The sequence below is a fragment of the Pseudonocardia sp. UM4_GMWB1 genome, from assembly GCF_017312155.1.
In the GTDB taxonomy this organism is placed as follows: domain Bacteria; phylum Actinomycetota; class Actinomycetes; order Mycobacteriales; family Pseudonocardiaceae; genus Pseudonocardia; species Pseudonocardia alni.
The window spans coordinates 2,793,395-2,816,212 of sequence record NZ_QJPN01000001.1 but is presented as its reverse complement, the minus strand read 5'-3'; the positions used below and the strand labels follow the sequence as shown (position 1 = coordinate 2,816,212).

23 protein-coding genes are annotated in these 22,818 nt (G+C 73.6%); 16 read left to right on the top strand and 7 right to left on the bottom strand.

The annotated features are described in order from the left end of the window. Position 1 precedes the first annotated feature (1 nt). The 12 genes from DMP15_RS13595 (at position 2) to DMP15_RS13540 (ending at position 12,127) form a co-directional block, all read left to right on the top strand. Complete coding sequence (locus DMP15_RS13595; RefSeq protein ID WP_073574519.1) at positions 2-946, top strand: ABC transporter permease; 945 nt, start codon at positions 2-4, stop codon at positions 944-946. After that, the gene (locus DMP15_RS13590; RefSeq protein ID WP_073574518.1) at positions 943-1,857 is read left to right on the top strand and encodes an ABC transporter permease; all 915 of its coding nucleotides are present in this window, start codon (positions 943-945) and stop codon (positions 1,855-1,857) included. Before DMP15_RS13595 ends, DMP15_RS13590 begins: the two co-directional genes overlap by 4 nt. Next, positions 1,854-2,858: an ABC transporter ATP-binding protein gene (locus DMP15_RS13585; protein WP_073574517.1), complete on the top strand. Its 1,005-nt coding sequence runs from the start codon at positions 1,854-1,856 to the stop codon at positions 2,856-2,858. The genes DMP15_RS13590 and DMP15_RS13585 overlap by 4 nt, the downstream gene beginning before the upstream one ends. Beyond that, a complete protein-coding gene (locus tag DMP15_RS13580) occupies positions 2,855-3,925 on the top strand; it encodes an ABC transporter ATP-binding protein (protein ID WP_073574516.1) in 1,071 nt (356 codons plus the stop codon). The genes DMP15_RS13585 and DMP15_RS13580 overlap by 4 nt, the downstream gene beginning before the upstream one ends. Next, a complete protein-coding gene (locus tag DMP15_RS13575; RefSeq protein ID WP_073574515.1) occupies positions 3,922-5,226 on the top strand; it encodes a CaiB/BaiF CoA transferase family protein in 1,305 nt (434 codons plus the stop codon). Before DMP15_RS13580 ends, DMP15_RS13575 begins: the two co-directional genes overlap by 4 nt. Continuing rightward, positions 5,223-6,395 carry an acyl-CoA dehydrogenase family protein gene (locus DMP15_RS13570; protein WP_073574514.1) on the top strand — a complete coding sequence of 391 codons (1,173 nt, stop codon included), beginning with the start codon at positions 5,223-5,225 and terminating at the stop codon, positions 6,393-6,395. The genes DMP15_RS13575 and DMP15_RS13570 overlap by 4 nt, the downstream gene beginning before the upstream one ends. After that, on the top strand, positions 6,392-7,537 hold the full coding sequence (locus DMP15_RS13565; RefSeq protein WP_073574513.1) for an acyl-CoA dehydrogenase family protein: 1,146 nt from the start codon (positions 6,392-6,394) through the stop codon (positions 7,535-7,537). Before DMP15_RS13570 ends, DMP15_RS13565 begins: the two co-directional genes overlap by 4 nt. Before the next feature lie 44 nt (positions 7,538-7,581). Continuing rightward, complete coding sequence (locus tag DMP15_RS13560) at positions 7,582-8,337, top strand: enoyl-CoA hydratase-related protein (protein ID WP_161152726.1); 756 nt, start codon at positions 7,582-7,584, stop codon at positions 8,335-8,337. An 846-nt stretch (positions 8,338-9,183) separates the two neighbouring features. Next, complete coding sequence (locus tag DMP15_RS13555; RefSeq protein WP_167379044.1) at positions 9,184-9,741, top strand: hypothetical protein; 558 nt, start codon at positions 9,184-9,186, stop codon at positions 9,739-9,741. A gap of 176 nt (positions 9,742-9,917) precedes the next feature. After that, complete coding sequence (locus tag DMP15_RS13550) at positions 9,918-10,580, top strand: helix-turn-helix transcriptional regulator (protein ID WP_073574511.1); 663 nt, start codon at positions 9,918-9,920, stop codon at positions 10,578-10,580. A 684-nt stretch (positions 10,581-11,264) separates the two neighbouring features. After that, entirely contained in the window at positions 11,265-11,642 is a 378-nt protein-coding gene (locus DMP15_RS13545; protein WP_073574510.1) for a hypothetical protein, read from the top strand. A 275-nt stretch (positions 11,643-11,917) separates the two neighbouring features. Next, complete coding sequence (locus tag DMP15_RS13540) at positions 11,918-12,127, top strand: hypothetical protein (RefSeq protein ID WP_139282714.1); 210 nt, start codon at positions 11,918-11,920, stop codon at positions 12,125-12,127. Between the two features lie 714 nt (positions 12,128-12,841). On the opposite strand, the gene DMP15_RS13535 is transcribed toward DMP15_RS13540, so the two are convergent. Next, positions 12,842-13,417: a TetR family transcriptional regulator gene (locus DMP15_RS13535; protein WP_073574508.1), complete on the bottom strand. Its 576-nt coding sequence runs from the start codon at positions 13,415-13,417 to the stop codon at positions 12,842-12,844. A 100-nt stretch (positions 13,418-13,517) separates the two neighbouring features. Here DMP15_RS13535 and DMP15_RS13530 point away from each other — a divergent pair, with 100 nt between their 5' ends. Beyond that, positions 13,518-14,963: a cytochrome P450 gene (locus tag DMP15_RS13530; protein ID WP_073574507.1), complete on the top strand. Its 1,446-nt coding sequence runs from the start codon at positions 13,518-13,520 to the stop codon at positions 14,961-14,963. Here DMP15_RS13530 and DMP15_RS13525 read toward each other — a convergent pair. From DMP15_RS13525 to DMP15_RS13515, 3 genes are read right to left on the bottom strand one after another with little or no spacing between them, the layout of a single operon-like run. Continuing rightward, the gene (locus tag DMP15_RS13525; protein ID WP_174565864.1) at positions 14,950-16,005 is read right to left on the bottom strand and encodes a phosphotransferase; all 1,056 of its coding nucleotides are present in this window, start codon (positions 16,003-16,005) and stop codon (positions 14,950-14,952) included. The genes DMP15_RS13530 and DMP15_RS13525 overlap by 14 nt on opposite strands. After that, on the bottom strand, positions 16,002-16,760 hold the full coding sequence (locus tag DMP15_RS13520) for an SDR family NAD(P)-dependent oxidoreductase (protein ID WP_073574505.1): 759 nt from the start codon (positions 16,758-16,760) through the stop codon (positions 16,002-16,004). The genes DMP15_RS13525 and DMP15_RS13520 overlap by 4 nt, the downstream gene beginning before the upstream one ends. Position 16,761: 1 nt before the next feature. After that, positions 16,762-16,959 carry a hypothetical protein gene (locus DMP15_RS13515; protein ID WP_073574504.1) on the bottom strand — a complete coding sequence of 66 codons (198 nt, stop codon included), beginning with the start codon at positions 16,957-16,959 and terminating at the stop codon, positions 16,762-16,764. Between the two features lie 72 nt (positions 16,960-17,031). On the opposite strand from DMP15_RS13515, the gene DMP15_RS13510 reads away from it, so the two are divergent. Both DMP15_RS13510 and DMP15_RS13505 read left to right on the top strand, forming a co-directional pair. Then, a complete protein-coding gene (locus tag DMP15_RS13510) occupies positions 17,032-18,438 on the top strand; it encodes a xylulokinase (protein WP_073574503.1) in 1,407 nt (468 codons plus the stop codon). Continuing rightward, complete coding sequence (locus DMP15_RS13505) at positions 18,435-19,205, top strand: IclR family transcriptional regulator (protein ID WP_073574502.1); 771 nt, start codon at positions 18,435-18,437, stop codon at positions 19,203-19,205. The genes DMP15_RS13510 and DMP15_RS13505 overlap by 4 nt, the downstream gene beginning before the upstream one ends. A 29-nt stretch (positions 19,206-19,234) precedes the next feature. On the opposite strand, the gene DMP15_RS13500 is transcribed toward DMP15_RS13505, so the two are convergent. Further along, entirely contained in the window at positions 19,235-19,801 is a 567-nt protein-coding gene (locus DMP15_RS13500) for a TIGR03086 family metal-binding protein (protein WP_073574501.1), read from the bottom strand. A gap of 92 nt (positions 19,802-19,893) precedes the next feature. On the opposite strand from DMP15_RS13500, the gene DMP15_RS13495 reads away from it, so the two are divergent. After that, positions 19,894-20,628, top strand: a complete 735-nt coding sequence (locus DMP15_RS13495) for a DUF6597 domain-containing transcriptional factor (protein ID WP_083658428.1) — start codon at positions 19,894-19,896, stop codon at positions 20,626-20,628. Between the two features lie 42 nt (positions 20,629-20,670). Here the strand turns inward: DMP15_RS13495 and DMP15_RS13490 are convergent, their stop codons facing one another. Next, positions 20,671-21,597 carry a hydroxymethylglutaryl-CoA lyase gene (locus DMP15_RS13490; RefSeq protein ID WP_073574500.1) on the bottom strand — a complete coding sequence of 309 codons (927 nt, stop codon included), beginning with the start codon at positions 21,595-21,597 and terminating at the stop codon, positions 20,671-20,673. Further along, on the bottom strand, positions 21,594-22,811 hold the full coding sequence (locus tag DMP15_RS13485; RefSeq protein WP_073574499.1) for a CaiB/BaiF CoA transferase family protein: 1,218 nt from the start codon (positions 22,809-22,811) through the stop codon (positions 21,594-21,596). Before DMP15_RS13485 ends, DMP15_RS13490 begins: the two co-directional genes overlap by 4 nt. Positions 22,812-22,818 lie beyond the last annotated feature (7 nt).

Genomic DNA, 22,818 nt, shown 5'->3' with positions numbered 1-22,818 from the left:
GATGCTCGGTCTTCTCGCCCGCCGGCTGGCATTCACGGTCCCGATGCTGGTCGTGGTCAGCTTCTGCGTGTTCAGCCTGATCGTGCTGGTCCCCGGCGACCCCGCGGTCGCCCTCGCCGGGGAGAACCCGGCCCCGGAGCAGATCGCGGCCGTGCGCGAGCGCCTCGGCCTCGACGACCCGTTCCTGGTGCAGTTCTGGCACTGGTTCAGCGGGGTCCTGCAGGGTGACCTGGGCCAGTCGCTGTTCTCCAGCCAGTCCGTGGCCGACGCGGTGTTCTCCCGGCTGCCCGCCACCCTGTCGCTGGCGCTGCTCAGCCTCGCCGTGGCGCTGGTACTCGGGGTGGCGGTCGGGGTGCTGGCCGCGATGCGTCCGGGCACCTGGATCGACCGGGTCGCGACGTTCGCGGCGAGCCTGGGCGTGGCCGTCCCGTACTTCTGGGTCGGCATGATCCTGGTGCTGCTGTTCGCGATCAACCTGACGATCTTCCCGGCGGTCGGCTACGTGCCGCTCACCGAGAACCCGCTGCAGTGGTTCCTGCACCTGTTCCTGCCGGCCACGGCACTGGGGCTGGCGCCGGCCGCGGTGATCGCCCGGCAGACCCGGGCCGGGATGACCGGCGTGCTGTGTGAGGACTACGTGCGCACGGCCACGGCGAAGGGGCTGCCCCCGGCGCGCGTGGTCGGGCAGCACGCGCTGAAGAACGCGGCCGTGCCCGTCGTCACCGCGTTCGGGCTCGAGGCCAGCCGCCTGATCGGCGGCACCGTCGTGATCGAGCAGCTGTTCGCCCTGCCCGGCCTCGGCAACCTCGCCTACACATCGGTGTTCGCCCGGGACTTCCCGATGGTGCAGGGCGTGCTGCTCGTGGTCGCGGCGCTGGTGCTGCTGATCAACCTGCTCGTCGACCTGTCCTACGGCTACTTCAACCCGAGGATCCGGCAGTCATGACCACCACTGCACCCGCCGCGACCCCGCCACCGGCCGCGCCGCCGTCGTCCGCACCGGCGCCGGGGCCCGACCGGCCCGGCTTCTGGCGCCGCTTCCGGGACAACCGTCCCGCGTTCGTCGCCCTGGTCGTGCTCGCCGTGCTCGTGCTGGCCTCGCTGGCCGCACCGCTGATCGCGCCCTACGCACCGGAGGCGATCGACGTCCCGCGGCGGCTGTCGCTGTCCACCCCGGACCACTGGCTGGGCACCGACTCGCTCGGCCGGGACACGTTCACCCGGCTGCTCTACGCGGGCCGGGTGTCGTTGATGGCGGCCGCGCTGGCCGTGGCCATCGCCACCGCGGTCGGCGTCCCGCTGGGCCTGCTCGCCGGCTACGTCGGAGGGAAGGTGGACTGGCTCCTCGGGCGGGCCGGCGACGTCCTGATGACGTTCCCGGCGATCATCCTGGCGATCGCGATCATCGCCGCGACCGGCCCCGGTCTGCAGAACGCCATGGTCGCGCTCGGGATCGTCTACGCACCGCGGCTGTTCCGGGTGACCCGCGCGGCGACGCTGCGGGTCCGCGCGGAGACCTACGTGGAGGCGTCGATCAGCATCGGAACCCCGGCGTGGAAGATCATCGCGCGGCGGGTGCTGCCGAACGTGGCCTCTCCGGTGCTGGTGCAGGTCTCGGTGATGCTGGCCGCCGCGCTGCTCGCCGAGGCGGCGCTGAGCCTGCTCGGGCTCGGCGTCGTACCGCCCACCGCGAGCTGGGGCGTGATGCTCGGCAGCGGGTTCAAGGAGATCCGCTCCACCCCGCTGCTCGTGTTCTGGCCCGGCGTCGCGATCGCGGTGGCCACCCTGTCGTTCAACCTCATCGGCGATGGGCTGCGCGACGCCCTGGGCCGCCGGATCCGGAAGGCCGCCCCATGAGTGCACCCGCCACCACCTCCACCCTGCTCGGCGTGTCCGACCTCCGCGTCGAGTTCGCCACCGACCACGGCTGGTCCACCGTCGTGGCCGGGACGACGTTCTCTGTCGGCGAGCACGAGATCGTCGGCCTGGTCGGCGAGTCCGGCTCCGGCAAGACCGTCACCGGGCTTTCGGTGCTGGGCCTGCTGCCCCGCGGCGTCGGACGGGTCGCGTCCGGATCGGTGACGCTCGGCGGGCGGGACCTGCTCGGGCTCTCCGAGCGGGAGCTGCGCTCGGTGCGCGGCAACGAGGTCGCCATGGTCTTCCAGGAGCCGATGACCAGCCTGAACCCGGCGTTCAGGATCGGCGACCAGATCGCGGAGACGGTGCGCCTGCACCGCGGCGGCTCCCGGCGGGCGGCCCGGGACCGGGCGGTCGAGGTGCTCGACCTGGTCGGCATCCCGCACGCCCGGCGCCGCGCCGACGACTACCCGCACGAGTTCTCCGGCGGCATGCGGCAACGCGCGATGATCGCGATGGCGGTCAGCTGCGAGCCGTCACTGCTGATCGCCGACGAGCCGACCACCGCCCTGGACGTGACGATCCAGGCGCAGGTCCTCGAGCTGTTGGCGAGCATGCAGGCCGAGCTCGGGATGAGCGTCCTGCTGGTGACCCACGACCTCGGCGTGGTCGCCGAGGTGTGCGAGCGGGTCGTGGTGATGTACGCCGGGCAGGTCGTGGAGCAGGCGCAGGTCGGCGAGCTGTTCGATCACCCCCGCCACCCCTACACCGAGGGGCTGCTGGCCGCGATGCCCCAGCTCGGCTCGCGCGGGCACCGGCTCCCGTCGATCCCGGGCCGGACCCCGGAGCCGTGGGCGATGCCTCCGGGCTGCCGGTTCGCGCCCCGCTGCGAGTATGCCCTGCCTGCGTGCGAGGAACCGCCGTCGCTTCTCACCACCCGTCCCGACCATCTCTCGCGCTGCCTGCGCCACGACGAGCTGACCCTGCGAGGTGCCCGATGAGCGACTCGACGGCGGTGGACACCCGCAATGACCTGCTGGAGGTCGAGGACCTGCGCGTCACGTTCGGCTCGCCCGGCCTGCGCGGGCGCGGCCGGGTGTTGCACGCCGTCGACGGGGTCGACCTGCGGGTCGGGCGCGGCCGCACCCTGGGCCTGGTCGGCGAGTCCGGCTCGGGCAAGTCGACACTCGGGCGCGCCGTCCTGCGGCTGGTCCCGATCCGCGGCGGGCGGGTACGCGTCGACGGCACCGACGTCACCGCGCTGCGCGGGCGGGCGCTGCGGGAGATGCGCCGCACGATGCAGATGGTCTTCCAGGACCCGTACTCCTCGCTGGACCCGAGCTCGGTGATCGGCGAGAGCATCGCCGAACCGCTGCGCGAGCAGGAACGCCTCACACCCCGCGACGCGCGGGCCCGGGTCGCCGAGCTGCTCGACGTCGTCGGGCTTCCCGCGAGCCACGCCGACCGCTACCCGGCGGAGTTCTCCGGCGGTCAGCGCCAGCGGGTCGCGATCGCCCGCGCCGTCGCGCTCAACCCGAGCCTGGTCGTCTGCGACGAGGCGGTGTCCGCGCTCGACGTCTCCACCCAGAACCAGGTGATCAACCTGCTGGAGGACCTGCGCGGCCGGTTCGGGCTGTCCTACCTGTTCATCGCGCACGACCTGGCCGTGGTGCGCCACATCGCGCACGAGGTGGCGGTGATGTACCTCGGGCACGTCGTGGAGAGCGGCCCGACCGACCGCGTCTACGACTCCCCCGCCCACCCCTACACACAGGCGCTGCTCTCAGCGATCCCGGCCTCGCATCCGTGCGACGCCGGCACCGGGAAACGGATGCTGCTCACCGGGGACCTGCCCGACCCCGCGAACCCGCCCGAAGGATGCGCGTTCGTGACCCGCTGCCCGTTCGCGATGGACGTGTGCCGGGAGGTGGCGCCGGCCGTGACGCCGGTCGAGGGCGGCGGCGACGTGGCCTGTCACCTGCAGACCACCGGCCCGGCGCTGGCCGGTAGACCGCTCGGGGCGGGCGGGGTGGGCGGGGTGGACGCGGCGCCGAGGGTGGCGCCGTGACCGGCTCCCTGGACGGGATCACCGTCGTCGAGTTCGGGCAGTTCGTGTCCGTCCCGTTCTGCGCGCAGCTGATGGCCGACGCCGGCGCCCGCGTGATCAAGGTCGAGCCGCCGGGCGGGGACTCCTACCGCCGCGCGCTCGAACTCGCGCCGCGGGAGAGCCGCCAGTTCGCGATCAAGAACCGGGGCAAGGAGTCGGTCGCCCTGGACCTCGCCCACCCCGGCGCGGCCGACGTGGTCGACCGGCTGGCCGCGGCCGCGGACGTCGTCCTGGTGAACATGAGCCCGGCCGCGGTCGCCCGTCGCGGCCTGGACTTCGCGACCCTCTCGGCGCGGCACCCGCGGCTGGTGCACGGCTTGGTCACCGGATACGGCACGGTCGGGCCCGACGCCGGGCTGCCCGGCATGGACGTGGTGATGCAGGCGCACTCCGGGCTGGTCGCCGCGCTCGGCGCGGAGGCCGACGGGGTCCCGCGGCACAGCGAGGTGCAGGTCGCGGACTACGCGTCGTCGCTGCTGCTGCTCGCCGGGGTGTCGATGGCGCTGCTGGCCCGTGACCGCACCGGGCGCGGCCAGCAGGTCGACGTCTCGCTGCTCGGTGCGGCGCTGACCATGCAGAACAACCAGTTCTCGCACGTCGAGTCCGTCGACGGGTGGCGGGCCGGCTTCGTCGCCGACGAGCTGCCCGCGCTGCGCCGCGGCGGTGCGGGCCGGGACCGGATCGACGCCGCCCGTGCCGCGCACCAGAGCGACCGGCTGACCCTGACCGCGCACTACCGCGTGTTCGGCACGGCGGACGGCGCGATCTCGGTCGGTGCCGGGAGCCCGCCCACCCAGGAGCGCCTGGCCACGATCGCGGGGCTGCCGGTCGCACTGCTGGGCACCGACCCGGACACCGTCCGCATCCGGCTGACGGCGCTGTTCGCCACCCGCACCAGCGCCGAGTGGATCGCCGAGCTGCGGGCGGCGGCGATCCCGTGCGGCGAGGTCCGCGCGCTCGACGAGGTCCTCTCCGATCCGCACGTGGAGGCCGAGGGCCTGGTCGCCGACGTCGAGCACCCGGCGATCGGCCGCTACCGGGGCCTGGGCAGCCCGATCCGCTTCGGCGACACCCCGTCCGACCCCACCCGGCCGTCCCCGGCGTTCGCCGCCCACACCACCGCCGTGCTCGACGAGCTCGGCTTCACCCCCGGCGAGGTCGAGGGCCTGCTGCGCTCCGGCGCCGCGGTGGCCGCGCCCCTTTCCGATGCCTCAGCCGACACCGCAGGCGACACCGCAGCTTCGAGGAGGAGCACCGCATGATCTTCGCGCCGACCGTGCTGACCGAGACCGAGGAACGCCTACGGCTCGAGGTGCGGGAGTTCCTAGCGGCCGAGCTGCCGCCGGACTTCCGGCCCGGGCTGGGTCTGGGTGGCGGCCACGACCCGGAGTTCTCCCGCAGGCTGGCCGCGCGTGGCTGGGTCGGGATGGCCATCCCGCGCGAGTACGGCGGGCAGGGCGCGACGCCGGTGGAGCGGTTCGTCGTGGTGGAGGAGCTGCTGGCCGCGGGTGCGCCGATCGTCGCGCACTGGGTGGCCGAGCGGCAGACCGCGCCGACGCTGCTCGCGTTCGGCACCGAGGAGCAGCGCCGCTGGTTCCTGCCGCGGATCGCGGCCGGCGAGTGCTGGTTCTCCCTCGGGATGAGCGAGCCCGACGCCGGCTCCGACCTCGCCTCGGTGCGCACGGCCGCGACGAAGGTCGACGGCGGGTGGGTCCTGAACGGCACGAAGATCTGGACCAGTGCCGCGCACCTGAACCACTTCTTCGTGGTGCTGTGCCGCACGTCGCCGTCCGACGACCGGCACGGCGGGCTGTCCCAGCTGATCGTGGACCTGCACGCGCCCGGGCTGAAGGTGTCCCCGATCCACTACCTCGACGGCGGACACCACTTCAACGAGGTCGTGTTCACCGACGTGTTCGTGCCCGACGACCGGGTGCTGGGCGACGTCGGCTCCGGCTGGCACCAGGTGACCTCGGAGCTGGCCTACGAGCGCTCCGGCCCGGACCGCTACCTGTCCGCGTTCGGGCTGCTCGCCGCCTTCGTCCGAGAGGAGCGCCAGCGGAACGAGCATCAGCACCGGGAGTTCGGGGTCACGTTCGACGACACGGCGCGGGCCGCGGTCGGGCGGGCGTCGGCGAAGCTCTGGACGATCCGGCAGCTCTCGCTGGCGGTGGCCCGGTCGTTGGAGCGGGGTGCGGCGCCCGCGGTGGAGGCGGCGCTGGTCAAGGACATCGGGACGCTCTACGAGCAGGAGGTGGTGGAGGTGCTGCGGCACGTCGCCGGTCAGGAGATCGACCCCGGGGGGCCCGGGCTGTTCGAGCGGCTGCTCGCCGAGGCGGTGCAGACCGCGCCGTCGTTCACGTTGCGCGGCGGCACCACCGAGGTGCTGCGCAGTATCGCGGCCAAGGGCCTGACCGGGGCCGGCCGATGAGCGCCCCGAGCGACGCGGACCTGGTCGCCGAGGCCGTCGGTGAGGTGTTGCGGGCACGATGCCCCCAGGACGTCGTCGCCGCGGCCGAGCGCACCGGGTGGGCCCCGGAGCTGTGGGCGGCCGTCGCGGCCGGCGGGTTCCCGTGGGTCTCGGTCCCCGAGGACGCGGCCGGGGGCGTCGCGGTCGGCGGCTCGGTGGCCGAGGCGTGCGCGGTGCTGGAGCAGGTCGGGCGCTACGCCGCGCCGTTGCCGGTGGCCGAGACCGGGCTGCTCGGCGGGTGGCTGCTCGCGGCGGCCGGGTTCGAGATCCCGTCCGGGCCGGTCACCACGGCGGCGACGGCCGGCTGGTCCGGCACGTCGTCCGCGGACACCGGCGAGGAAGGCCGGAGGCCGGCATCGGTGTCGCTGCGGCAGGAGAACGGCGATTGGGTCGCCGCGGGCAGCGTCGCGCGGGTGCCGTGGGCACGGGAGGCGGCCCGGATCGTGCTGCTCGCCGACTCCCCGGACGGGCTGCAGGTCGTCGCGCTCGACCCGGGCGCGGCGCGGATCACGCCGGGCACCAACCTCGCCGCGGAGCCGCGCGACACCGTGCACCTCGACGACGTGCCGGTCGGCGGGGCCGGAGGCGGGGAGGTCGCGCCGGCGCCGGACGGTGTCAGCCACGACGCGCTGCTGCTGCGCGGCGCGCTGTCCCGGGCGGCGCTGATCGCCGGCGCCGCCGGGCGAATCCTCGACATCACCGTCACCTACACCGGGCAGCGCCAGCAGTTCGGACGTCCGGTCGCTCGGTTCCAGGCGGTCGCGGCGCACCTGGTGCGCCTGGCCGAGCAGACCGAGACGGTCCGGATGGCGGCCCGCGTCGCGGCGGCCAACACCCGCGCCGAGCCGCCATTTCTCGACATCGCGGCGGCCGCGACGGTGGCCGGCGAGTCGGCCGGGCTGATCGCCGCCGCCGCGCACCAGGCGACCGGCGCGATGGGCATGACCCGCGAGTACGAGCTCGGTCAGCTCACCCGGCGGCTGTGGTCCTGGCGCGAGGAGTACGGAGGCGAGCGGGTGTGGAGCACCCGGCTCGGGGCCGCCCTCACCGAGGGCGGAGCCGGGGCACTGTGGCCGGCGATCGCCCGCGGGGCCGCCGCGTGAGGACCGGCGGCCACACAAGGACGGAGCACGGGCTCGACGTCGTCGTGGACGGCCGAGTCGCGACCGTCACCCTGGACCGCCCGGAGCGGCTCAACGCCCTGTCCACCGGACTGCAGGGCGACCTGGTCCGCGCCTTCGACGGCTTCGACGCCGACGACGACGTGTGGGCCGTCGTGCTCACCGGCGCCGGGGACCGGGCGTTCTCCGCGGGCGTCGACCTCAAGGAGGTCCGGGAGGCCGACACCGGGCCGGGCCCGGGGCTGCGGCCGATGGCCGGGTTCTCCCGCAACGTGTTCGAGACGGTGCTCGAGTGCGGCAAGCCGACGGTCGCCGCGCTCAACGGGTGGGCGATGGGCGGCGGCTGCGAGCTCGCGCTGGCCTGCGACGTCCGCCTCGCCGCCGAGCACGCCCGGATCGGGCTGCCGGAGGCCAAGCGCGGGATGGGCGCGAACTTCGGAGTGCACCTGCTGTCCCGGATCGTGCCGCGCGGGATCGCCTACGAGCTGCTCTACACCGGCGACGACCTCTCGGCCGCCGACGCGCACCGCTGGGGCCTGGTGAACCGGGTCGTCTCCGGTGCAGCGCTGGCGGCCGAAGCGGACGCGTTGGCCCGGCGGATCGCCGGGAACGCGCCGCTGACCGTGCAGCGTTACAAGGCCGCGATCGGGCGGGGCGGGGAGCTGCCGCTGTCCTCGGCGCTGCGCCTGTCCGTCGGCCCGGACCCCTACACCAGCCGGGACCGCGTCGAGGGGGTGGCCGCGTTCGTGGAGAAGCGGGCGCCCGTCTGGGAGGGACGCTGACCCCCGTGCGCGGATATCGCTGTTCTGGCAGCGATATCCGCGCACGGGTCAGTGGATGGGCTGATCCAGGGCGCGGTGGATCGGTTCGCCGGCCAGAAGATGCCCGGCTGGACCCCCGACGGCGGCCTACGGTGTCGCGTTCGTCCCGACGGACGAGGCCGTCCCGTGGTCGTTCCCGGTGGTCAACGTCGGCTGGCTGCACCGCCTGCCGGCTTTGGTGCTCCGGATCGTGAACGCATGCCCGGACGGGACCTGCCCGGGTTCATGACCGCCGCGTCGACGTCGCAGCAGCACGCCGCCCGCGGGAGTTGCTGGAGCTCGGCGGTGATCGCCTTGTGCAGGGACTGGTGACGAGTTGACAGTGCGTAGCGGGGCGAATTGCGGTCGGGGTAGGTCCAGAGCGGGCTGTGGCGATGCCCGGGAGGCTCCCATTCGTAACGTGGATGTACGTGTGCATGAAGATGTTCGAATGAGTTTCCGAGGGATCTTCTGGTTGATTCTTCGAAATCCACTGTCGAGCCGCTGGTACGCGTGTAGCTGGTCCCCGACCCCGACGGCCCGACTACCGCGCGCTACTGCCGGGCCTGCCCGCCGGCCGGGCCGATCACCGACCTGACCTGCGCGCGCTACGGCGACGGCCCCTTGCTCGTGGGGGACCTCGCTGCCGACCCCGCCGGGGCCGACGACGTACTGTCCGCGGCCGCGCAGCAGTGGCTCGTCGTGGCAGGGTGGCGCCTCGACGGGCCGGTGTGCCCCGGCTGTGCGTATATAGATCGGGGTTGACCGAGGTGCCGCAACGGGGCGCATCCTGGAGAACGGGGCAGTCGCAGGGCGGGGGGTGTGGACGTGTCGGAGAGTGAGCTGGAGCCGCCGTCTGGCCTGAGCCGACGCCTGTGGCGGAGCTGGATCGTGGGCGTTACGGGCATAGCGCTGTGGCCTGCCGTCGAGATCGTCGTCGGACCGCGAGTGCCCGTAGAGGTCGGCTCGGTGATCGTCGCCTGGATGCTGCTGATCGCGGCGCCTGTGTTGGGTGTGATCGCGTGGCACCTGGCAGGTACGCCTCGTCCGTCTGCCGCTGTGCTCACCACTACGGGGGTTGACCCAGGGCACGCGCGGAGGAAGGAGATCGACCGGTCCTTGTCGCGGGGCGATGCGGAGGCCGCCGCGGGATGGCCGTCGTATGCACGTGCCCGGGTTGCGCAGCGCCGCCGCGAGCTCATCACCCTCGGTCCGATCACCGTGCTGGTCTGGAGCCAGCTCCTGTCCCGACCGGCCGGAGAGATCTGGTGGTGGGCGATCTTGCTGGCCGCGACCGCCGTGACAGTGACCGGCGTGGTTTCGGCTGTTCGACAACTGCGCCGCGAGCGTGCACTCGGTGCGGCTGGCGCCGCACCGTTGACCTGACGTCGGCGGTTGGGCCCTCCGCGCCCTCAGCCGACCGATTCCTCCCGTTCCACAGGGCGTTCCCCTCGCGGCGTAGGGACCTGAGGCTGGACCACCGACGTGGGGCGACCCTCAGGAAGATCGCCGCCGCACTCACGGCAGTAGACAATTTTCTATCATAGTCGTAAGTTCGGAGCGTGGACTCCTCCCCCGCCGTCCGATACCTCTCCCTGTCGATCACTCTGGCCATCGACCCGCCGATCCCAGCCGATACCGATGTCCACGAGATCGGCCAGGCCGTGGCCGCAAGGATCGGCAACGACGGGGTCGCGATGACCACGGCCCCCGTTCGCGGTAGGCCGATCGGCCGCCTCGGCTGGGTCATCCCCACCACCAATCGCACCATGGGCAGCGACCTCGCCGACTTCGCACGCGTCTTGGAGGCCGCCGCTCGCGAGGGTCTCGAACGCGTCGTCCCCCTGACGACCCCGGAGAACCGCGGCCGCGTCCGCACCGTCGCCTTGGAAGTCCTCACACTCGACGAGGTCGATCGCCGCCTGGCCATCGACCGCTTCCCCGACATTGTCGGCATCGACGAGGTCTGCCAGATCCTCGGCGTGAAACGAGCCATGGCCTACCGCCACACCTCCCGCGACGGCTTCCCCCCGCGTGTCCGCGAGGGGGTCGCGATCTGGTTCCGCGCCGGCGTCGAGCGCTACGCCGCCGAGCTACGTGGGGAACCAGACCCCATGATCGAGAGGATGCGCAGCCTCGGATACTCCACAGCGCCCGTCGAGATCGGAACATCGCCGACGGCCGCAGCCGGTAGGGAAGACATCAAGACCACCGGCCCCAGCTGATCCGCAGTCGAGGACGCCCGGCACGGGCGCGACGGCGACGCGCGCGTCAGAGGTTCTACGACTGGCAGGCGGCACCGCCCCCGGCCTGACCCACCGCTCACACCGGCCCCCGGAGACGCCGGCTACCGCGCGGTCGGCGCGGCAGTGGTTGTCGGTCCCCTGTGCCACGCTTCGAGGCGAGCTCGGTCTGCGGGTGGAAGGAGATGAGCGGTGACCCTCGCCCTGGAGCTGTTCCCCCGCCGGGTGGATCCGGAGGTTTTCGCTCGCGCCCAGGTCGGACGGTTCACTGGTCACCAGCTCCGCATCGGCCGTTCCCGAGTCGTGCCCGCTGTCGCCTTCCGTTCCTGGCTCGGCGACCTCACGTTGCCGGTCCCGGCCTGTCACCAGGGCTGGTCCGGATTCGCCGCAGCCGGCGACCTGCTCGCCACCAGCGATCCCGTGCCTGAAGTGCGCGATGCGCGCCGGGCCGGTAGCCGTGGTGGCGGAGCAAACCGAGTTGTTCCCGGTCGAGCTGCCCGGCCGGCGCTGGCCATGGCCCGACGCCGGCGCGGTCGACCTCATTCGTGCCCTGGCTCATCAGTTCTGATGATGCGGACGAGCGCCGCGGAACGGACCCCCTCCAGGGGCCGATAGGTCAGTGGCTTGCGCCGCCGGCTGGCTGCGCTGGGGAGGCGAGGACTGGTCATGGGTCGACGGGCGAACTTTCGCATCCAGCAGAAGCTGGCCCGGGCCAACGCGTTGCACGAGCGAGCCGAGGTCATGCGGCGGGCCGCCATGACCCCGGCGCAGCGCGCCGAGGCCGACTACGTCTTCGACGTCCAGCGCGTGCGCGAGGAGGGCGAGCGGCAGGCCCGGCAGCGTGCCAACCAGGTCCTGGCACTCGGGTTCGTCGCGGGTCTCGTCCTCGCCGCTCTGACCGCGCCCTGGGTGTGGTTCGTCGTCATGGTCGCGGCGGCCGTTGGGGCGTGGGCTACGCATCGGGCGAGGATCCTAGAACTCAGCGACACGCTGGAGACCATGCGCCCGCCCTTGGCACCCGGATCGACCGGTCCGGCCGACTGACTGACCGCACCGGTCGATCCGGGAGCCGCGCGACAGTGCCCCAGACGCCATGGCCCCAGAACTCGAACTCGGCCTGGACGATCTGTTAGCGCGGGCTCGGGCCGCGTCCTTTCTGTCCTGACCAGCCGTTGTGCCATTCCCGAGATCGGAGTGGCTTCGTCGAAGGGATCTGCGAGATGACATCCCCCCAGTACATGCCCTCCCACCGACCGCCGACTCCTGGCCAAACCGCACTTCCCAACCAGCACGGCTCGGCCGCGCTGAGTGTGTTGCGCGTGGTCACCTACATCCTGGCCAGCCTCGCCTCGCTCACGTTCTTGGTCGTCGTCCTCTGGGTCGCCGTCAAGATCAACCAGCTGCAGACCGCCTGGGAAGAGAGCCCTCTTGGTCGGTTGTCCTCACTGACCTCCCCGCCGCCGTCTTCCGTCCCGAACGGGAGTACGGAGCTGTTCTGCCTGCAGTTCCCCCACGCTCAGGGATGCTGACATCGCTTCGCCTGGGCCGATCAAACGCCGTAGTACGACCCAGCAGATTTGTTCCGTCGGGGGAAGGGTGATGACATGATCGATGTGGATTTGGGCCGACATGATGTCGACGAGGCATTGCATCCGGTGAAACCCATGCTGAGGTAAGGGTGGATGGTGAGAGAATCAGCCAGACGCCTCGCATCATCAGGGGTTAGCGGCAGCAACGAGCATGTAGTCGCGGTCGCACCTGTTTATGGCCATCGCGCAGACTTCAACATCGTCACCGATCGCCGCCTCATCAAGTGGGAGGCCACCGTACTCAATCGCCTCGTGGACATAGCGACCTCGTCGGTGACGTCCAGCAAATTAACCGGGAACGACGTATATGCATACCTGAACGTCCACACGGGGACGGACAGCATCGAACTCGGCCCGTCGAAGCGGGTGGATGCTCAGCGACTTCTTGACTCTCTTCGTGCCGACGCTGACGCGTCGACTCATGCTGGTCGCGCCAGGCCATCCCCTGCCACCGACCACGACATGAGTAGCCTTGTAGATCTATTATCGAAATTGCGCGATCTGCACTCTGCAGACCTGCTCAGTGTCTCCGAACACGAGGCAAAAAAGGCCGCGATTCTCCGACGAATGTAAACGGCACCCGCATCGTCATCGCCGGGAGCCGACGACGTCCGCCCCGGCCCTACTCGGGGACGGCCGCACGGTCCGCCTCCGCTAGGCCGCACCGAGCGTCCGCACCACCACCGTCGCGATGTCCTCCGCCGAGCGCGCGGCCGGGCCCGTGGGGAGCACCATGTGGCTGACGGTGAGCCGGGCGGCGGTCTGGGCGGCGAGCCGGACGTCCTGCTCGCGGGCCCCGGGCCTGACCCGGCGCAGGTAGCCCGCGGACCGCTCGGCCGCGGCCGCGATGATCGGACCGGAGTCGGCGCCGAACGCGGACGGGACCGCCGCGTCGCCGCTGAGCAGGGCCTTGATCAGCGGGTTCTCCCCCGCCTCGGTGAGGGCGGCGTCGACCGCGGCGACCCAGGCCGAGTACAGGTCGGACTCTCCGTCGAGGGCGGCCTCGATCCGGTCGAGAAACCGGTCGGTGGCGCGCAGCATCAGGGCCGCGGCGAGGCCGTCACGGTCGCCGAACTCGCTGTAGAGGGTCTGCCTGCTGACCCCGACCCGGCGGGCGAGCTCGGGCATCGACGGGCGTTCCCCGGCGACCGCGAGGCGTTCGGCGACGTCGAGGGCCTCACCGCGCAGCTCGTCGCGGGCCCGCCGCGCCATCGTCCGCCGCTCGCTCATGGAAGACATCATGACACGACCCGTCCATCACCTGGACAGTTCTGCCGGATGTGTCTAACTTCGGCGGGGACACCGACGTCGAGGCCCGAGGAGCAGTACCGTGAAGCTGGTGCAGCAGGCGCGTGAGCGCTGGTCGTCCGTCCTGACCCTGCCCGCGCCCGACCGGCTCGACGACGCGCTGCTCGCCACCGGCGCCCGGAGCCACCGTCCCGCGCCGTTCGGCCCGGCACCGCACGGGCTGGCCGAGGTCCCCGGTGACGAGGGCATGCCGCTGCTCGGCCACGCGCTGGCCTACATCCGGTTCGGGCACCGCTTCACCCGCGCCCGCACCGAGGCACTCGGCCCGGTGTGGTGGATGCGGTCCCCGGTCGGCCGGGCGATCGTCGTGACCGGCCCGGCCGCGACCCGGGAGGTGCTCACCAACCGGGACAAGGCGTTCTCCCAGGAGGGGTGGCGCGCGACGGTCGACGCGTTCTTCCACCGCGGCCTGATGCTGCTCGACTTCGACGAGCACCGCGCGCACCGGCGGATCATGCAGGAGGCCTTCACCGCCGACCGGATCTCCAGCTACGTCGCCGCGACCACCCCCGTCGTGCGCGAGGTGCTGCCGACCTGGCCGGAGCGGCTGCGGCTCTACCCGGCGCTCAAGCGGCTCACCCTGGACGTCGCGCAGGCGGTGTTCATGGACGCCCGCTCCGGACCGGAGGCCGAGGCGGTGAACCGGGCGTTCGTCGACTGCGTCCGGGCCGCGAACTCCTTCGTCCGCAAGGACCTGCCCGGCACCCGGTGGCGGCGCGGGCTGCGCGGGCGGGTGGTGCTGGAGAACTGGTTCCGGGAGAACCTGGCGGCCAAGCGCGCGGGCGAGGGCACCGACCTGTTCTCCGCGCTGTGCCACGCCCGCACCGACGACGGCGAGACGTTCTCCGACGACGACGTCGTCAACCACATGATCTTCCTGATGATGGCCGCGCACGACACGTCGACCACCACGACGGCGTCGGCGGCGCACCACCTCGCGCGCCACCCGGTCTGGCAGGAGCGCTGCCGCGCCGAGTCCGACGCACTCGCCGAGCGGATCGGGGACCGCGCCCCGACCGTGGCCGAGCTGCGCGAGCTGACCTCGCTGGACCTGGTGATCCGGGAGGCCCTGCGGCTCGACGCGCCGGTACCGCTGGTCATGCGGACGGCGGTGAAGGACACCGCGGTCGCCGGGCACCACGTGCCGGCGGCGACGCGGGTCGTCGTCGCGCAGGCGGTGAACCACTACGACCGGTCCTGCTGGACCGACCCGGAGCGCTTCGACCCCGAGCGGTTCGGCCCGGACCGGCGCGAGGACCGCTCCGACCGCGACGCGTGGATCCCGTTCGGCGGTGGCGTGCACAAGTGCATCGGGCTGCACTTCGGGACCCTGGAGGTCACCGCGATCCTGCACGAGATGCTGCGCCGCTACCGGTGGAGCGTGGAGCCCTCCTACCGGCTGCGCTGGGACAACACGTCGCTGCCGGTGCCGGTGGGCGGCATCCCGGTGCGGCTCACCCCGCGCTGACGGCCCACTCGTCGCGGGCGATCCGCACGGCCAGCGCCAGCAGCGCGACGGCCGCGCCGTGCAGCCGCTCCCCCACCGCGCGGTCCGCCTCGCCCGCGGCGACCCGCGCCCAGGTGCCCTCCAGCACGACGCCGAGCTTGAACGCGGCCAGCCCCGCGTACCAGGTGATGCCGGTGGTGTCGCGGCCGCCGGCGTCGGCGTAGGCGGCGACGAGCTCGGCCCGGGTGGGGAGCCCGCCGTACCCGGCGAGCTCGGTCCCGGCGCCGAACCCGACCGGGTCGACCGGCCACGTGACCAGCAGCCAGCCGAGGTCGAGCAGCGGGTCGCCGACGGTGCACATCTCCCAGTCGACCAGCGCGGCCACCCGCGGCCGGGTCCGGTCCAGCAGCACGTTGTTCAGGTGCAGGTCCCCGTGCGCGACGCCCGGTTCCGGCTCGGGCGGCCGGTGGCGGGTCAGCCAGTCCGCGGCGACGGCCACGTCGGGCAGGTCGCCCGGGTCGTAGCCGGGCACCTCGGAGTAGGACGCCAGCTGCTCGGTCCAGCGCGGCACCTGCCGTTCCAGGAACGGGCCGGGGCGGCGCAGCCCGTCGAGCCCGACGGCGGCCGGGTCGAGACGTCCCAGCCGTGCCGCGGCCCGGGCCACGTCGAGCACCGCGCCGTGCCTCAGCGCCGTGGTCGCGGCCTGCTCGGGCGAGACCCGCTCGCCGGGGTTGACGCCGTCCACGTCGGACATCAGGTAGAACGGCCTGCCGAGCACCTCGGCGTCGGTGCAGGCGGCGACGAGCTCCGGGTGCGGCACGTCGGTGCCGCGCAGCGCGCCGAGCACGGTGATCTCACGGGCGATGGTGCGGGCCGACCCCGGCCGCGGGTGCACCGGCGGGGAGCGCAGGACCAGCGGCCTGCCGTCGACGACGGTGCGCAGCACCACGTTCTGGGTGCCGCCGCCGACCGGTTCCAGCTCGCCGGACCAGTTGCCGAGGCCCTGGTCGCGCAGCCAGGCCCCGAGCGCGGCACGGTCGACGACGTCGGCCGGGGACCTCACGTCGACCACGCCATCCCGCCGTCGACCTTGATCGTCGCGCCGGTCGTGTAGCCGGCGTCCGGGCCGGTCAGGTAGAGGATCGCGCCGACGACCTCGGCGGCCTCCCCCACCCGTCCGGCGGGGACGGTGCCGGCGATCCGCGTGCGGAACTCCTCGGTCCAGTGCTCGGCGATGTCGGTCCGGACCGGGCCCGGCATCACCGTGTTGACCCGCACCGACGGCGCGTAGGCGCGGGCGAGCCCGACGGTCAGGGCGTTGAGCCCGGCCTTGGCCAGCGCGTAGGGCAGCTCGCCGGGGCCCGGCATCACCGCCGCGACCGAGGAGACGTTCACGATCGCGCCGCCGCCCGCCGCGGCCATGAGCTCTCCGCAGCGGGCACCGAGCCGGTAGGCACCGCGCAGGTTCACCGCGAGGACCTTGTCGAACAGCTCCTCGGTGACCTCGGTGAGCGACCCGTAGAGCGGGGACATCCCGGCGTTGTTGACCAGCACGTCGATCCGGCCGTGCTCGGCGAGCACCCGGTCCACCAGGGCGTCGCAGTCCGCCCAGCGGCCCACGTGGCAGCCGACGCCCAGTGCCGGCGTGCCGTGCTCCGCGGTCAGCTCCGCAGCCAGCGCGGTGCACGCCTCGGCCCTGCGGCTGGCGACGACGACGGTGTCGCCGCGGGCCGCGTACGCCGCGCACGCCGCCCGACCGATCCCCCGGCTCCCGCCGGTGACGACGACGACCCGGCCTCCGTCGCTCGACGCGCTCATCTCAGGACGCCCCGGAGCCCCCGGCGTTCCACTCACGGTCCTTGCGGTCCTCGGACTCGGTGCGCTCCTTGGCGATCTCCAGCGCGCGGGCCGCGGTGGCCTTGTCCGGGTACGGGCCGAGCCGGTCGGCCGACCGGCAGCCGTCGGCGGTCTCCACGGTGCCGTGCTTGAGGCAGTAGAACCATTGCTCGTCGCTCATGGGACCACCCTGGCACCGATCCACCCCGCCTGTCTCCCGCCGCGCCGGTCCGGCGATGGCAGGCTGGGGGGCATGGCACTGGTGCTCGGGGTGGACTCCTCCACCCAGTCCTGCAAGGTCGTCGTCCGCGACGCCGACACCGGCGAGCTCGTCCGTTCCGGGCGCGCCGCACACCCGGACGGTACGGAGATCGCGCCCCGGCTCTGGTGGGAGGCGCTGCAGGCCGCGATCGACGACGCGGGCGGCCTCGACGGCGTCGCGGCGCTGTCGGTCGCGGGCCAGCAGCACGGCATGGTCTGTCTCGACGAGCGCGGCGAGGTCGTCCGCGACGCGCTGCTGTGGAACGACACCCGCTCGGCCGCCGCCGCCCGTGAGCTCGTCGAGGAGTTCGGCGCGGACCGGTGGGCGGAGACGACCGGCGTCGTCCCGGTGGCCTCGATCACCCTGGCCAAGCTGCGCTGGCTCGCCGCGCACGAGCCGGAGAACGCCGCCCGCACCGCGGCGGTGTGCCTGCCGCACGACTGGCTGACCTGGAAGCTCCGCGGGGGCGGGCTCGCCGGCGGCGCGGGTCTCGACGAGCTGGTCACCGACCGGTCCGACGCCTCGGGCACCGGCTGGTTCGACGGCGTCGACTACCGCCCCGAGCTGCTGGAACGCTTCTTCGGCTCGACGCCGGCGCTGCCGCGGCTGCTCGGTCCGGCCGAGTCCGTCGACGGCCCGGGCGGGATCCGGGTCGGCGCCGGGGCGGGCGACAACGCGGCGGCCGGGCTGGGTGTCGACGCCGGCGACGACGTCGTCGTCTCGCTGGGCACCTCCGGGACGGTGTTCGCCCGCTCGGAACGTCGCGCCCAGGACCCCTCCGGGATCGTCGCCGGGTTCTCCGACGCCACCGGCGCCTATCTCCCGCTGGTGTGCACGCTCAACGCCTCCCGGGTGCTGGATGCGACCCGGCGGCTGCTCGGCGTGGACCACGACGAGCTGGGCCGCCTCGCGCTGGCCGCCGAGCCGGGCGCGGACGGCCTGGTCGTGGTGCCCTACCTGGAGGGCGAGCGGACCCCGAACCTGCCCGACGCGACCGGCGCACTGCACGGCTGGACGCTGGCGTCGGGGACCCGGGAGAACCTGGCCCGGGCCGCGGTCGAGGGCATGCTGTCCGCGCAGCGGGTCGGACTGGAGGCGCTGCGCGAGCAGGGCGTCACCGTGTCCGGGGTGACCCTGGTCGGCGGGGCGGCCCGCTCCGAGGCGGTCTGCCGGATCGCCGCGCAGGTCTTCGAGGTGCCGGTGCGGGTGCCCGAGCCCGGCGAGTACGTGGCCGACGGCGCCGCCCGCCAGGCCGCGTGGGCGCTGCACGGCGGCGCGACGCCGCCGTCGTGGAGCGCCGGCGCCGATCCGGCACGCTACGAGGCCGACCCGGCACCGGCGGCCTGGGAGCGCTACCGCGAGGCGGCGGGGGCCTTCCTGGACCGGGTCACGGGATGACCAGCGAGGGCCCGAAGCGGCTCCTGGTCCTCGGCAAGATCACCGACATCCTGGACGCGTTCACCCTGCAGCGCCCCGTGCTCGGGCTGGGCGAGATCCAGCAGGCGACCGGCATCCCGACCTCGACGGTGCAGCGGCTGGTGTCCAACATGGTCGCCGAGGGGCTGCTGGACCGGGTCGGGGACCGGGTCCGGATCGGGATCCGGATGGCCTACTGGGCCGGGGCCGCAGCCCGCGGGGTGGACCTGCTGGAGCTGGCCGGGCCGCTGCTGCGTGAGCTGCGCGACACCACCGGGGAGACCGCGTCGCTGTTCCGGGCCGAGGCGGGGCGGCACCGGGTGTGCGTCGCCGTCGCCGAGACCCGGCACGCGCTGCGCCGGGAGATGCACGTCGGCAAGGTCATCCCGCTGCACACCGGCTCGGCGGGCCGGGTCCTGCTCGCCTGGGCCCCCGAGCTGGCCGCGGAGGTGCTGGCCGGCCCGCTGCCGTCGCTGACCGAGTACACCGTGACCGACCCGGAGACGCTGCGCGCGCTGCTGGACGACACCCGCCGCGACGGGTTCGCGATCACCGTCGCCGAGCGCGACGACGGCGGCTCGGGGCTGTCCGCACCGGTCTTCGACCACGCGGGCGAGGTCACCGCGGCGCTCACGATCAGCGGCCCCACGCTCCGGTTCGGCCGGTCGGAGTGTGAGAAGAGCGTGGATCTGCTGGCAGGCGCCGCGGACCGGCTGACCCGGACCCTCGGCGGCCGCCCTCCGGGGTGAGCCCGGCCGCGGCCCACCACGCCTGCGGCTCAGCACCGCGTCGCGGGGTCTCGGCCGGTCGTCGCCACGATTCGCTCGATCGTGGTCGCGCCGGGCGCGGTCACGACGGCCGGGGCGAACACACCCATCCCCCGCCCCTGCTCGGCCATCGCCGACACAGCGGCCAGCGTGGCCTCGAGGACGTCGTCGGGCCACACCGGCTCGACGCCCACCGCGCGGCCGAGGTCCCATCCGTGCACGACGAGCTCACCCAGCACCATCCCGCCGATGACGGCGGCCGGGAGCCGCTCACCCATGGTCACCGCGCCCTCCCAGGTCGCCGGGTCCGACCACACGGTCACCAGGTCGTCCCGGGCGGCGTCGAGCCGGGCGGGCCAGTCGCCGGTCATCGGTGCCGTCGCGTCGGGGTCGGTCGCCGGTCCGGTCCCGGTGCGCCGTCCCACGTCGGCGAGCACGGGTGTCCAGTGGAGCAGGTGGCCGGTCAGGTCCGCCAGGTCCCAGCCCGCGCACGGCGTCGGCCGGGAGGAGGGGACACGGGACGCGGCCGCGACCAGCGGGAGGTGTGCGGCCGCAGCGGCGGCGATGTGACGGTGCATGGCCGGGACGCTAGGGCCCGGGCCGGTGCCGGGTCTTGGACGAACGCGCCAGACCCGCCGGCCACGCCCCGGGCCGCGGCATACTCACCACCGTGGACCATGACCCCCGCAGGCTCCCCGGGGCGCGGGCCCGCCACCAGCGCTCGCGCACCGTGGCACCGCCGGTCGACCTGGCCGGGTTCGTCGAGCAGTTCTGGGTCGTCGAGTGGGACTACGACCGGCCCTACCGGCAGAAGGTCGTCCCCTATCCCCAGGTGCACCTGACCGTGCAGCCCGGCGGAGCCGCCGTGCTGGCCGGGCCCGCCACCCGGTACGTCCACCGCGAGCTGCAGGGAACCGGCCGGGTGGTCGGTGCAGCGCTCCGGGCGGGCACCGCGCGGGCGCTGGTGGGAGCGCCGGTCGCGAGTGTGACCGATCGTCGGGACCCGGTCGTCTGCCCGGTCACCGCCGACGTGGACGGGCTCGCCGCATACCTGCGCGGGAGGCTCCCGGCCGGTGGCCCGGACCGGGCCGCCGCCGAGGCGCGCGACCTGGTCGCCGCGATCGCCGAGGACCGATCAGTGGTCCGGGTGGATGTGCTCGCCCACGGCACCGGCTCCAGCGTCCGCTCCCTGCAGCGGCTGTTCCACGAGCACGTCGGCGTCGGGCCGAAGTGGGTGATCCGCCGCTACCGGCTGCACGAGGTGACCGAGCTCATGGCGGCGGGGCGCCCGGTCCGGTGGGCCGAGGTCGCCGTCGAGCTCGGCTACGCCGACCAGGCCCACCTCACCCGGGACTTCACCGAGATGTTCGGTGAGCCCCCCACGGCCTACGCGATGCGGTACTGACCGACCGTCCCGGACGGGGACGGGGACGGGCGCAGCGGGGTGTCAGCGTGGCCCCGCCGTCCACGGGAAGGCCTGGGCGTTCGAGCGGACACCGCGCGCCGTCGCCGAGCGCATGGGCTCCCCCAGCTCGGCCAGCAGGTCCTCGGACCACGTCACGAGGTCGGCCAGCACCGCGGGGGTCAGCCAGCCCGGGCGCAGCGCGAACAGCAGGTCCTCGCTGGCGGTGTTGCCGCTGGCCCCGGGCGCGAACGGGCAGCCACCCAGTCCACCCAGCGCGCCGTCGAGGACGGTCGCACCGTTCTGCACCGCGGCGAGTGCGTTCGCGACGCCCTGGCCCCAGGTGTCGTGGCCGTGGAAGGCGACGCGACGGCCGTCGGCGACCGCCGCGACGCGCCCGATCAGCGACCCGACCTCGGCGGGGTTCGCCTGCCCGAGGGTGTCGCAGACGACGACGTCGCAGGAGCCCGCGGTGCGCGGGTCGGCGACGATCTCGACCACCCGGTCCGGGTCGACGGGCCCGTCGAACGGGCAGGTGAACGCCGTCGCGAGGCACAGCTGGATGCGTCCGCCCGCGGCACGCGCGTACTCGACGGCCTGCGGCATCGCGTCGAGGGAGACGGCGGTGTCACGGCCGATGTTGGCGTTGTTGTGCGCATCGGACACCGAGAAGCAGTACTGGACGTTGCGGGCCCCGGCGGCCACCGCCTTCTGCACGTGCCGCGGCGTCGCCACCCACACCCAGCAGCGCTCCAGCTCCTCCGGTGTCAGCGCGGCGACGACGTCGAGGGTGTCCGCCAGCGGCGGCACCAGGTCGCCGCGGGCCAGCGACCCGATCTCCAGCTCCGGTACACCCGCACCGAGCAGCGCGCGGACCAGCCCGACCTTGCGGTCGGTGGGCAGCGGCTTGCCGGTGAGCTGGAGCCCGTCGCGCAGCGTGACGTCCCGCAGGACGACCCCGTCGGTGCTCATGCGTCCTCCCCCGATGCGGCCCGGATCGTGTCCGGGGTGTACCCGAGCAGCCCGCCGAGTACGGCGGCGGTGTCGGCGCCCAGGTCCGGCCCGACGGAGCGGACCGGGACCGACCGGCCGTCGAGCACCGGCACGATGCCGGGGAACCCGACCCGTGCGGGTTCGGCGCCGCCGGTGTCGACGTCGAAGTACTGGACCATGTCGCGGGCGCGGAACTGCTCGTCGGCGACGATGTCGGCGGCGGAGTGGATCGGCCCGGCCGGGACGCCGGCCTCCTCCAGCTTCGCGAGGACCTCGTCGCGGGGCAGCGAGCGGGTCCAGGTCTCGATGGCGCCGTCGAGCTCGTCGCGGCGCGCCCAGCGGCCCGCGTTGGAGGCCAGCTCCGGGTCGCCGCCCAGGTCCGCGCGGCCGATGACGGTCATGAACCGGCCGTAGATGGAGTCGCCGTTGCCGGCGATCACGACACTGCCCCCGTCCGCGCAGACGTAGGCGTTGGACGGGGCGATGCCCTCCATCCGCCCGCCGACGCGGCGCCGCTCGACGCCGTAGGCGAGGTGGTCGGGGACGAGGGACTCCATCATCGAGAACACGGCCTCGTTGAGCGCGACGTCCATGCAGCGCCGGTCCAGCGCAGGCCGGTCCGTGCGGCTCTCGCGCTGGTAGAGCCCCATCATCGCGGAGAACGCGCCGTAGAGCCCGGCGATCGAGTCCCCGATCGACACCCCGGTCCGCGACGGCGGCCGGTCGGCCTCCCCGACGAGGGCGCGCAGCCCGCCCATCGCCTCGGCGACGGCGGCGAACCCCGGCCGCGACGACAGCGGCCCGGTCTGCCCGAACGCCGAGATCCGCACGAGCACGACGTCGGGGTTGACGGCGTCGAGCTCGGCCGGGCCGAGCCCCCACTTCTCCAGTGTGCCGGGCCGGAAGTTCTCCAGCACCACGTCGGAGCGGGCGGCCAGGTCCAGCACGGCCTGCTTCCCCGCGGCCGAGCGCATGTCGAGGGTGATGGAGCGCTTGTTGCGGTTCAGCGTCCGGTACAGCATCGAGGTGTCCCCGGCGTAGAGCCGCCAGTTGCGGATCTCGTCGCCGGTACCGGGGCGCTCGACCTTGATCACCTCGGCGCCGAAGTCGGCGAGCAGGCGTCCCGCGGTGGGAGCGGCGATGTAGTTGCCGAGCTCGAGCACCCGGACCCCGGACAGCGGAAGTTGCGACACGACTCTC

Coding starts and splice junctions, on each gene's coding strand:
- DMP15_RS13595 (WP_073574519.1), top strand. CDS start 2: ATGCTCGGTCTTCTCGCCCGCCGGCTGGCATTCACGGTCCCGATGCTG.
- DMP15_RS13515 (WP_073574504.1), bottom strand. CDS start 16,959: ATGAGCGACGAGCAATGGTTCTACTGCCTCAAGCACGGCACCGTGGAG.
- DMP15_RS13565 (WP_073574513.1), top strand. CDS start 6,392: ATGAGCGCCCCGAGCGACGCGGACCTGGTCGCCGAGGCCGTCGGTGAG.
- DMP15_RS13580 (WP_073574516.1), top strand. CDS start 2,855: ATGAGCGACTCGACGGCGGTGGACACCCGCAATGACCTGCTGGAGGTC.
- DMP15_RS13585 (WP_073574517.1), top strand. CDS start 1,854: ATGAGTGCACCCGCCACCACCTCCACCCTGCTCGGCGTGTCCGACCTC.
- DMP15_RS13505 (WP_073574502.1), top strand. CDS start 18,435: ATGACCAGCGAGGGCCCGAAGCGGCTCCTGGTCCTCGGCAAGATCACC.
- DMP15_RS13545 (WP_073574510.1), top strand. CDS start 11,265: ATGGGTCGACGGGCGAACTTTCGCATCCAGCAGAAGCTGGCCCGGGCC.
- DMP15_RS13570 (WP_073574514.1), top strand. CDS start 5,223: ATGATCTTCGCGCCGACCGTGCTGACCGAGACCGAGGAACGCCTACGG.
- DMP15_RS13490 (WP_073574500.1), bottom strand. CDS start 21,597: ATGAGCACCGACGGGGTCGTCCTGCGGGACGTCACGCTGCGCGACGGG.
- DMP15_RS13535 (WP_073574508.1), bottom strand. CDS start 13,417: ATGAGCGAGCGGCGGACGATGGCGCGGCGGGCCCGCGACGAGCTGCGC.
- DMP15_RS13520 (WP_073574505.1), bottom strand. CDS start 16,760: ATGAGCGCGTCGAGCGACGGAGGCCGGGTCGTCGTCGTCACCGGCGGG.
- DMP15_RS13590 (WP_073574518.1), top strand. CDS start 943: ATGACCACCACTGCACCCGCCGCGACCCCGCCACCGGCCGCGCCGCCG.
- DMP15_RS13500 (WP_073574501.1), bottom strand. CDS start 19,801: ATGCACCGTCACATCGCCGCCGCTGCGGCCGCACACCTCCCGCTGGTC.
- DMP15_RS13510 (WP_073574503.1), top strand. CDS start 17,032: ATGGCACTGGTGCTCGGGGTGGACTCCTCCACCCAGTCCTGCAAGGTC.